Below are 8,965 nucleotides of genomic sequence, written 5' to 3'. Positions count from 1 at the left end.
CCGATATCTTCAAAGGCATAGCACAAGGCAGCCGCTTCAGCTTGAGGCGCGCGCTGGGGCAAGGCGCTTGGCTGCGCTGCCGGAACCACCATCTCTCGCGACTTGTACAATGCCAAACGATCAACCTTCCCGGCGCAATCTGGGGAATGGAGCAGAACTAGCACAGGGGCGTTATGGGAAGGTTAACCAGGGTCCCAGCCACAAAAAAAGGGCCGGAAGCGCGTTCACGCTTCCGGCCTTAGTCTGTTCGCAGGAGGAACATGGTCTGGCGGGGTAGAAGGGGTTCGAGGGAGAGGATCGCCCCCTGCAGCCCCGCCAAGCTGGAGAAATCAGTAGTTGTAAGCGCGCTCACCGTGCTCGTTGATGTCGAGCCCTTCGCGTTCGACTTCCTCGCTGGGACGCAGGCCCATGATCTTGTCGAGAACGAACAGGAGCACAAAGGTGACGATGCCCGACCACGCCAGGGTCACGCCGACCGCCTGAAGCTGGATCATCAGCTGGCCGGAAATGCTGTAGGCCTCGGGAGCGATCGCCACCGCTGGGAATACGGTGTAATCAAAGTAGCCCTGCCCGCCCAGGTTCGGCGCGGCGACCACGGCAGTGGCCAGAGCGCCGGTGATCCCGCCAATGCAGTGGATGCCGAAGACGTCTAGCGTATCATCGTACTTGAACTTGGCTTTGACCGTGGTGACGAAGAAGTAGCAGATTGGCGAGACGATCAGGCCAAGAACGATCGAGGTCATCGGCGCGCCGAGCCCCGACGCCGGCGTGATGGCCACCAGACCAGCCACCGCGCCAGACGCTGCACCGAGCATCGAAGGCTTCTTGTGAACGATCTGCTCGATCACCGCCCAGCTGACTGCCGCAGCGCAGGTCGCCAACATCGTGTTGACGAAGGCAACCGCAGCAACGCCATTCGATTCAAGGTTCGAACCCGCGTTGAAACCGAACCAGCCCACCCACAGCAGCGAGGCGCCAATCATGGTCATCACCAGCGAATGCGGCGGGGTTGCTTCTTTGCCGAAGCCAAGACGCGGACCGATCACGAGGCAACCGACGAGGCCAGCGATACCGGCGTTGATATGAACGACGGTGCCGCCTGCAAAGTCCAGCGCGCCCTTGCCGTAGAGATAACCCCAATCGCCCGGCTGGCTGGAGAGGAAGTCTGGGCCTGCCCAATACCACACCATGTGCGCGATCGGATAATAGGCGAAGGTCGACCACAGCACGGTGAATACCATCAGCGGGGTGAACTTGATCCGTTCTGCGAACGCCCCGATGAACAGCGCCGGGGTGATCATGGCGAACGTCATCTGGAACACGAAGTAGGACAATTCGGGAATATAGACGTTGTTAGAGAACGTCGCCGAGTAAGTTCCGCTGGTGACGCCCGCCATCATCACTTTGCTGAAACCGCCGATGAACGGCGAGCCGCCGGTGAAGGCCAGCGAATAACCATACGTCGCCCAGAGCAGGCCGGTGATCGACACGATCATGAACACCTGCATGAGCACGGAAAGCATGTTCTTGGTGCGGACAAGACCGCCATAAAACAGCGCGAGGCCGGGCACGCTCATCATCAGCACGAGCACCGAGGATACCAGCATCCACGTGGTATCGCCCTTGTTGACCATCGTGGCCTGCGTCGCGACATCAGGCGCTTTCACCATGGCAGCCTGCGCGAACGCAGTCGTGGCGGTGCCCAGCGTCAGGCCGATGCCCGCCAGACCGCCGATCATCTTACGGATCATAGGAGTTCCCCTGTTAAGGCATGCGTTAGACCAAGCGCCGGTCACAGCGCGGTATCCCCGGTTTCGCCAGTGCGGATGCGTGTCGCCGAAGCAAGTTCGAGCACGAAGATCTTGCCATCGCCGATGGCTTCGGTGCTGGCGATCTGCTGGATCGTTTCGATGATCTGCGGGGCAAGATCGTCGCTCGCCGCGATTTCGATCTTCACTTTGGGCAGCATGTTGGTTGAATATTCGGCACCGCGATAGATTTCGGTCTGGCCCTTTTGCCGACCGAAGCCCTTCACTTCCGAAACCGTCATCCCGGCGACACCCAGGCTCGACAGCGCTTCGCGCACTTCATCGAGCTTGAATGGCTTGATGATGGCAATGATGAATTTCATGCATGCCCCCTTTTGTGGCCTGCGCGCCGAATGGCCCGCCAGCAAGGATGACAGAGCAAATCATGTGCCAAATGTTACCAGATCCGTAATGCGCCGGATTCATCCGTTTAGGTATCATCAAGGTCTGAAACCGAAGCATTTACGCGCCCGATTCTTGGGCACCTGCGCCATCCTGCCTATTTTTGAGGCATCCTGGTGACGGGGGTCAACGTTCGAACCGATACTTTGCCCGCCTCACAGAAAATCACGGAGCACCGCGATGAACCGCTCGAACTGGTCGTGGTGCAGCCAGTGGCCCGCATTTGCGAACTCCATCGCCGTGCCATTGCGGAAATGCTTGATGCGGCCGTCTTCTTCGGGGCTTCCTGCCCAGGAGTCAGCGCCGTTCAGCAGCAGGGTCGGGCAATTGATCGCCTCCCACAGCTCATGCTTGCGCTCGGTCGAGATATCATAGGGGTGATCGATATGGACGTAGGGATCGAATTTCCAGGTGAACGATCCGTCCTCGTTGCGGTTGATCCCGTGCGTGGTGAGATGGCGCGCCTGCTCATCGGTGAGATAAGGATTTTCCGCCTTCATGCGGGCATAGGCATCTTGCAGCGTTGGATAGCGGCGCGGCAAACGTCCCGCCGCCTTGCGCTTTTCGCCGATATAGTCGCGCACCCGGCGGGCAAAGGGCACATCCTTCATCCGCATCTCCCATTCCGGGGTGGGAAAGATGCCCTCGATCGCCACCAGCTTGCGCACATCCTCGGGAAACAGCCCGGCATAGCGCAGCGCCACATTCGCGCCCCAAGAGTGCGAGACGATCGTCACCGGCGCAAGGCCGAGCTGGTGCACCAGTTGCGCCACATCGTAGACCATATCCATCGTCCGGTAATTGCCGTCCGATGCCCAGTCGCTATCGCCATGCCCGCGGTGGTCGAGCGCGATGATGCGCCAATCGTCGCGCAGCGCCTCGGCGGTCCAATCCCAGCTGCGGCAATGATCGCGTCCGCCATGGATGAGCAGCAGCGGCGGCTTTTCCGCATGGCCCCAATCGACATAATGCAGCCGCAGCCGCTGGGAGATCAGGGTGTTGGAGGTAGGACCAAGCAAGTTCATACGCGCTATCTGCCGCAGAAGCGAACAACGCGCAAGAACCGGCTTGCAGGTTTTAACCGCTCGCTGCGCTGAGAACCCGGTTGCGCCAAGAGAATTTTGGACTGAACCCGATCCGCTCCCCCGCCCGCGCGCTGGAAAGCAGCGAGGCCTCGCCGACGAGGGTTTCCGCCAGCGGCACCCCGGAAAAGTGCGCCGCCATCAGATTGCGCGAAGGCTGCCCCGCCACATTGTCTGCCGCTGCGATGATGAACGCTTCGTGGCCCGTCAGCGGCGCTTCGAGCGCGCAGCAGCAAGCCTGCGCTACATCCTCAGCATCGATATAGCTCCACAGGTTCCACTTGCGGTTGGCGGGATCGGCCTGGATCGCGGGCTCTGCGCCATAATCGGCCCCGGCATAGGCGTTTGAAAACCGCAGCGAAATAATGGTCCTAGCCGGATGCCAGCGCACGAACTGCTCGGCCATCGTCTCGCCCAGCAGCTTGGCCAGCGCATGAGACCAGTTGGGCAGCAGCGGTTGCGTCTCGTCGATCGGCGCAAAGCGCGGCGATAATCGCGCCGAAATCCGCGCCATCCATCCGCACAGTGTCGTCGCCATAGGTCGAGGCGGCGATGTCAAAGCCCGTGACCCGGTGCCCGCCCTTGCGCAAGGCCGCCACTGCCGCCTTGCCCAGCTTGCCATTGCTGCCCGTCACTGCGATCCGCATCGCGCTCACCGCTCCTTGGTCGCCGAAAACACCAGCTCGGGATTGCGCTCTTGCTGATAGCCCACATCCCACGACGAGCGCGCCATGAACACCGGATCGCCGTCGCGGTCCTTGGCCAGGTTCGACATGTTGAAATCGGCAAAGCCCTTGACCGCCGCATCGCTCCCTTTGATCCAGCGCGCGGTGTCAAATGGCGACATTTCGAGCGCTGCGGCCACTTTATACTCGGCCTCCAGCCGGCTGATCAGCACATCGAGCTGCAACTGGCCGACCACGCCCACGATCCACTGCCCGCCGATCTCGGGATAAAACACCTGGATCACCCCCTCTTCGGAGAGATCATCGAGCGCCTTGCGCAATTGCTTGGTCTTGGTCGGGTCTTTCAATTGCACCCGGCGCAGGATTTCCGGCGCGAAATTGGGCAGGCCGGTGAAGCGCACCTCGTTCTTTTCAGAAAGCGTATCGCCCACGCGCAAGGTGCCGTGATTGGGAATGCCGATGATATCCCCTGCTTCCGCTGAATCCGCGATCTCGCGGTCCTGCGCGAAAAACAGAATCGGCGAATGCACCGCAATCGCCTTGCCAAGGCCGGACGGCACCAGCTTCATCCCCCGCTTGAACGTGCCCGAAACCATCCGCATGAACGCGATACGGTCGCGGTGCATCGGGTCCATATTGGCCTGAACCTTGAACACAAAGCCGGTCACTTCGGGATAGTCAGTCTCGATCGTGCCCCCATTGCTCGGCTGCGGGCGCGGCGGCGGCGCATAGCGCGCAATCGCGTCGATCAGCTCGGCCACCCCAAACCCTTTGAGCGCCGATCCGAAATAGACCGGCGTCAGGTCGCCATGGCGATAGGCCTCAAGATCGAACTCGGGATAGCCTGCCTGCGCGAGCTCGATTTCATCGACCACTTCGGGCGGCAGATTGCCGCCGTTGCTGCTGACAGGATCGCGCTTGCCCAGAAACTCGCGGCTGTCGCCCTCGGGCCGCGCGATGGTGTTGTCGGCAAAGTTGAGCACCCCTTCGAACACCCCGCCCATGCCCACCGGCCACGACATCGGGCATACATCGAGCGCCAGCGCATCGGCCACTTCGTCCAGCGTTTCGAAAACGCTGCGCCCTTCGCGGTCCACCTTGTTGACGAAAGTGATGATCGGCACCGAACGCATCCGGCACACTTCGAACAGCTTGCGTGTCTGCGGCTCGATGCCCTTGGCCGCATCGATCACCATGATCGCGGAATCCACCGCGGTCAGCGTGCGGTAAGTGTCTTCCGAAAAGTCTTCGTGGCCCGGTGTATCGAGCAGATTGAACACCACGCCGTCTTTCTGGAAGGTCATCACCGACGAAGTGACCGAAATCCCGCGCTGCTGCTCGATCTTCATCCAGTCAGACCGCGCCCGCCGCGCCTGCCCGCGCGCCTTGACCTCGCCCGCCAGATGGATCGCCCCGCCCTGCAAGAGCAGCTTCTCGGTCAAGGTGGTCTTGCCCGCGTCGGGGTGCGAGATGATTGCAAAGGTGCGGCGGTTGGAGGTCATGAAAGAGCGCCTAGCCCAGATGGGGGGGCAAATCCAGCGAGGGCGCGGCAGGCAAGATCCTGCCCGGTTTGGCGAGACTCAAACGGGCATGGGGATCGCCCGCACGCCTGAGCCTGCCGAAGGGGGGGCTGGCAAGGAATGGATCGCTCGCGCCATCAGGGTATCACATGCCGCGCCCAGACCGGCCTGACAATCCAGTCAGCTTTTCGCGCCATCGTCGATGATCAATTCGCACGGCGTGGGACGCGCATTTACATTGAAACGGTGGGCAACACCGGCGGGGACGCGCACGAAGCGGATGCTCCCGTCCGCAACCGTGTACTTGATGACAAAGTCGACCGGGCGAATACACGGTTTTGGACCGAGCCCGCGATAACGTCCGCAATGCTTGGTCCCCGATGCGGAGAGAGATGCGACGCCGGCCTCGTTGACGGTTCCGGTTCCCGACGCCGCGCCCGATGCGATCGCGGCGCGATAAGCCGCCTCGTCAATGGCGTAGCACGCGCGCGGGATGCCATTCACAACAGGTTCGCATGAGGTGAGCGCGGTCAGCAGCGCTGCGCCAACAATGCGGAGATAGGGGACGCAAATTCCGGAACCACGGGGACGTTCTAATAAATGCACGAAGCGTCCTCCCGCACCGTCACATCAATCCTGAAGCAGCGACGCTGCCCTGCCCCAAGCTCCATCACCCCCGGCTTGTCGCGGAAATCGCCTGCGAAGCCCGCCGGGTCAGCGTGGCCCGCCCATGGCTCAATGCAGATATAGCGCGCGCCGGGCACCTGCCACAGGCCCAGCATCGGCGTATCCGGGAACGCGATATCGAGCCATGCGCCGCCGTCCGCGCCATAGGACAGCGCGCGGCTGGCAAGGTCGGTCCAGATCAGCGCATCGGCGGTGAAGAGGCTTTCCGACAGGGCCAGCTCGCGGCCCTGCACCGGCGTTGGCTCACCTTCGGGCTGCAGAAGGCCATCGGCTTTGCCCACGCGGCGCACATCCTGCGGTTCGGGCTCGGCGAAAACCAGTTTGTGCGCGGACTTCTCTGCCCCACCGGGAAGCGGCCAGGCGAACGCCGGGTGATAGCCAAAGCTGAACGGCAGCGGCGCGTCGCCCGGGTTGAAGACCTTCGCCTCCATCGCCAGCGTGCTGCCATCTAGGCAAAACGCCATGTCCAGCGCGAAAACGAAGGGATAGACCGCACGCGTCTCGGCGCTGTCGGTCAGACGGAACCGGACGAAGCTCTCGCCCTGCTCGGTCACCGCAAAGCGCGAGCGCCGCGCAAAGCCGTGGCGCGCGAGCGGATACTCTTCGCCGTCCAGCCGCAGCTTGTCTTCCGTCAGCGACCCCACCACCGGAAACAGCAGCGGCGCATGGCCAGCCCAGAACGCCGGATCGGCATCGGTCATGTACTCGCGGCCTTGGCGGTCGGCGAGCGACCACAATTCCGCGCCCAACGGATTGATCTGGGCGGTGAGTGCGCCCGAACTGATGGTCAGCAAGTCGCTCATATCAGCCGCGCATCATGGCGCGGGATCGGGCGGATTGTTGACCACGATAAAGCGAACCGCGGCCTCCAGCATCGCCAGCCGCGTCTCGCCGCGCGAGAGCCAATGATCCTCGCCCGGCAAGGTCACCAGTTCGACCGGCTTACCAGACGTGCGCAGCGCCGCCGCCATGGCGGTGCTCTGCGCGTAAGCGACAACGGTGTCGTCCTTTCCGTGGATCAGCAAAATCGGCGCATCGGCTTTCGCGGCGAAGTTGATTGGCGAAATCGGGCGCAAGTCTTTGCGTTCGCCGAGTTCTTCCTTGAGCGCGCGCTTCAGCGTGTCGTTATTTCCTGATTCCTGAATGTCGGTGCTGGCCAATTTGGCCACGTCGCTCACACCCGCCACGGCCACAGCGCAGCGATAGAGGCCTTGTTGCAGCGTCACCCCGGCAAGCGCCGCATAGCCTCCATAGCTCGCCCCCATGATGCACGCGCGCTTGGGATCGGCGATGCCCTGCGCCACGAGCCAGGCAAGCCCATCGGAGACATCGCTTTGCATCTTGCGGCCCCACTGGCCGTAGCCCGCGCGGCGGAAGGCAGCGCTATAGCCGGTCGAGCCTCTGAAATTGGGCTGCAGCACCGCATAGCCGCGCGAGGCCAGCGCCTGTGCCCACCAATCGAAGCCGGGATAGTCGCGCGCGCCGGGACCGCCATGGGGCAAGATCACGACCGGCAGTTTGGCGGCCTTGCGCGCTGGCGGCAGCGTCAGCACGCCTGCGATTTCGGTTCCGTCGCCGGCCGTATACTTGACCATGCGCATCGGCCCGACATCGGCGGCCTTGATCGGATAGGAATGGCCGATCTCGCGCGAATTGCGGCCCTTGATGTCGATCATCCACCAGGTCTGCGCATCGCCAACACCTTCAGTCATGACCAGCAAGTGATCGAAGCGGTCGTTCCAGCCTTGGAGATGCGCCTGAAACTCCGGGAAGGCCTTGACGATCGCCGCAGCAACCTTCTGCCGGTAGGGATCGAAGAAGCTGTAGGCCGGGACATCCCCTTCGATCTTATAGCCGATGAGCTGGTTGGTGACGGGATCGAAGTAGACATCGTTCAGCGCAGCGTCAGGCAGAATTTCCTTGCGCTCACCTCCGGCCAAGGGGATTTCGAACCAGTGCCTGCCACCTTCGGCATCGGTTTCGGACAGGATCGCGGTCCCTGCAGTCGCGCCGAGCCCGACCAAATCAACCTTGCCGAGCGGATTGGTGCCCTCGGCGATTCTTTGCCCGGTGCCGTTTTTCACGTTCCAGCTGCCGCTTCGCGAATCGAAATCGAGCGTAGCGCTCACCGCACCGTTTGCAGCCAAGACCCAGTCCCGAAAGATCTGGTCCTCGCTTCGCGGCGCTATTTCCGTGGTCTTTTGATCCTGCAAATCGACCTCGTACAGGACCGGCTTGGTGTTTCTCAAATACGGCGCCGACCGGAAATCGCCATCAAGGGTGATGCCGCCAAAATACCCATAAAAACGGCCTGCCCGCTCCTGAATACCCAAAAATCGGCGAACCCCGCCAGTGATCAGCTTATTGTGCTCAAATACCGCCCACATTTTTTCGCCATTGATTGGCACCACAATCATAGAAAAAAGTTCTACTTTATCGGCAGTGAAGTTGACGCCAAGATTGGATGTGTCCGATTTGTAGACGAGTACGCGGTCGTCTCCGGCCCAATATACCCCGCGTACCTTCGCTTCGCCCAGCGGCAAAGCCAACAGCGGCTTCTCTGCCTGATCGAGCACGATAAGGCGGCGCACGCCATCCACCGTCCCGACAACCGCGATCCGGTCGCCGGTCGGTGAAATAGCTGCGCGCTCAAACCCCGGCAAGTGGCCAAATGTCGCCAGCGGCACTGGTTCGGCTGCGCGCGCCGGGTTGGATCCGCTGACCACCAGGAATGCGCTGATACAGGCGAGGCCCAGACGTCGAATCATCCCCAGCATTGG

9 protein-coding genes are annotated in these 8,965 nt (G+C 62.0%); all 9 read right to left on the bottom strand.

Annotated features, from left to right (window positions below; all coding sequences use genetic code 11):
• Positions 1 to 329: 329 nt before the first annotated feature.
• Positions 330 to 1,739, bottom strand: coding sequence for an ammonium transporter (locus Q0O40_RS06525; RefSeq protein ID WP_295527713.1), 1,410 nt, complete (start codon positions 1,737 to 1,739; stop codon positions 330 to 332).
• Positions 1,740 to 1,792: 53 nt separating this feature from the next.
• Positions 1,793 to 2,131: a P-II family nitrogen regulator gene (locus Q0O40_RS06520; protein ID WP_295527703.1), complete on the bottom strand. Its 339-nt coding sequence runs from the start codon at positions 2,129 to 2,131 to the stop codon at positions 1,793 to 1,795.
• Between the two features lie 234 nt (positions 2,132 to 2,365).
• Positions 2,366 to 3,235, bottom strand: a complete 870-nt coding sequence (locus tag Q0O40_RS06515) for an alpha/beta hydrolase (protein WP_295527701.1) — start codon at positions 3,233 to 3,235, stop codon at positions 2,366 to 2,368.
• A 52-nt stretch (positions 3,236 to 3,287) separates the two neighbouring features.
• The gene (locus Q0O40_RS06510) at positions 3,288 to 3,698 is read right to left on the bottom strand and encodes a hypothetical protein (RefSeq protein ID WP_295527699.1); all 411 of its coding nucleotides are present in this window, start codon (positions 3,696 to 3,698) and stop codon (positions 3,288 to 3,290) included.
• Positions 3,664 to 3,939 (bottom strand): hypothetical protein, encoded by a 276-nt coding sequence (locus Q0O40_RS06505; RefSeq protein WP_295527698.1) that lies wholly within the window; start codon positions 3,937 to 3,939, stop codon positions 3,664 to 3,666. The genes Q0O40_RS06510 and Q0O40_RS06505 overlap by 35 nt, the downstream gene beginning before the upstream one ends.
• Positions 3,940 to 3,944: 5 nt before the next feature.
• Complete coding sequence (locus Q0O40_RS06500) at positions 3,945 to 5,480, bottom strand: peptide chain release factor 3 (protein ID WP_295527697.1); 1,536 nt, start codon at positions 5,478 to 5,480, stop codon at positions 3,945 to 3,947.
• A gap of 198 nt (positions 5,481 to 5,678) precedes the next feature.
• Positions 5,679 to 6,002 (bottom strand): hypothetical protein, encoded by a 324-nt coding sequence (locus tag Q0O40_RS06495; protein ID WP_295527696.1) that lies wholly within the window; start codon positions 6,000 to 6,002, stop codon positions 5,679 to 5,681.
• An 89-nt stretch (positions 6,003 to 6,091) separates the two neighbouring features.
• Positions 6,092 to 6,988 carry an aldose 1-epimerase family protein gene (locus tag Q0O40_RS06490; RefSeq protein WP_295527695.1) on the bottom strand — a complete coding sequence of 299 codons (897 nt, stop codon included), beginning with the start codon at positions 6,986 to 6,988 and terminating at the stop codon, positions 6,092 to 6,094.
• A 12-nt stretch (positions 6,989 to 7,000) separates the two neighbouring features.
• The gene (locus Q0O40_RS06485) at positions 7,001 to 8,962 is read right to left on the bottom strand and encodes a S9 family peptidase (RefSeq protein ID WP_295527694.1); all 1,962 of its coding nucleotides are present in this window, start codon (positions 8,960 to 8,962) and stop codon (positions 7,001 to 7,003) included.
• Between the last annotated feature and the right edge of the window lie 3 nt (positions 8,963 to 8,965).

The organism is Novosphingobium sp. Chol11, from assembly GCF_945870625.1.
GTDB lineage: Bacteria > Pseudomonadota > Alphaproteobacteria > Sphingomonadales > Sphingomonadaceae > Novosphingobium.
The sequence above is the reverse complement of the archived record's forward strand: the minus strand, read 5'-3'. Positions and strand labels throughout refer to the sequence as shown.

Coding starts and splice junctions, on each gene's coding strand:
- Q0O40_RS06525 (WP_295527713.1), bottom strand. CDS start 1,739: ATGATCGGCGGTCTGGCGGGCATCGGCCTGACGCTGGGCACCGCCACG.
- Q0O40_RS06520 (WP_295527703.1), bottom strand. CDS start 2,131: ATGAAATTCATCATTGCCATCATCAAGCCATTCAAGCTCGATGAAGTG.
- Q0O40_RS06515 (WP_295527701.1), bottom strand. CDS start 3,235: ATGAACTTGCTTGGTCCTACCTCCAACACCCTGATCTCCCAGCGGCTG.
- Q0O40_RS06510 (WP_295527699.1), bottom strand. CDS start 3,698: ATGGCCGAGCAGTTCGTGCGCTGGCATCCGGCTAGGACCATTATTTCG.
- Q0O40_RS06505 (WP_295527698.1), bottom strand. CDS start 3,939: ATGCGGATCGCAGTGACGGGCAGCAATGGCAAGCTGGGCAAGGCGGCA.
- Q0O40_RS06500 (WP_295527697.1), bottom strand. CDS start 5,480: ATGACCTCCAACCGCCGCACCTTTGCAATCATCTCGCACCCCGACGCG.
- Q0O40_RS06490 (WP_295527695.1), bottom strand. CDS start 6,988: ATGAGCGACTTGCTGACCATCAGTTCGGGCGCACTCACCGCCCAGATC.
- Q0O40_RS06485 (WP_295527694.1), bottom strand. CDS start 8,962: ATGCTGGGGATGATTCGACGTCTGGGCCTCGCCTGTATCAGCGCATTC.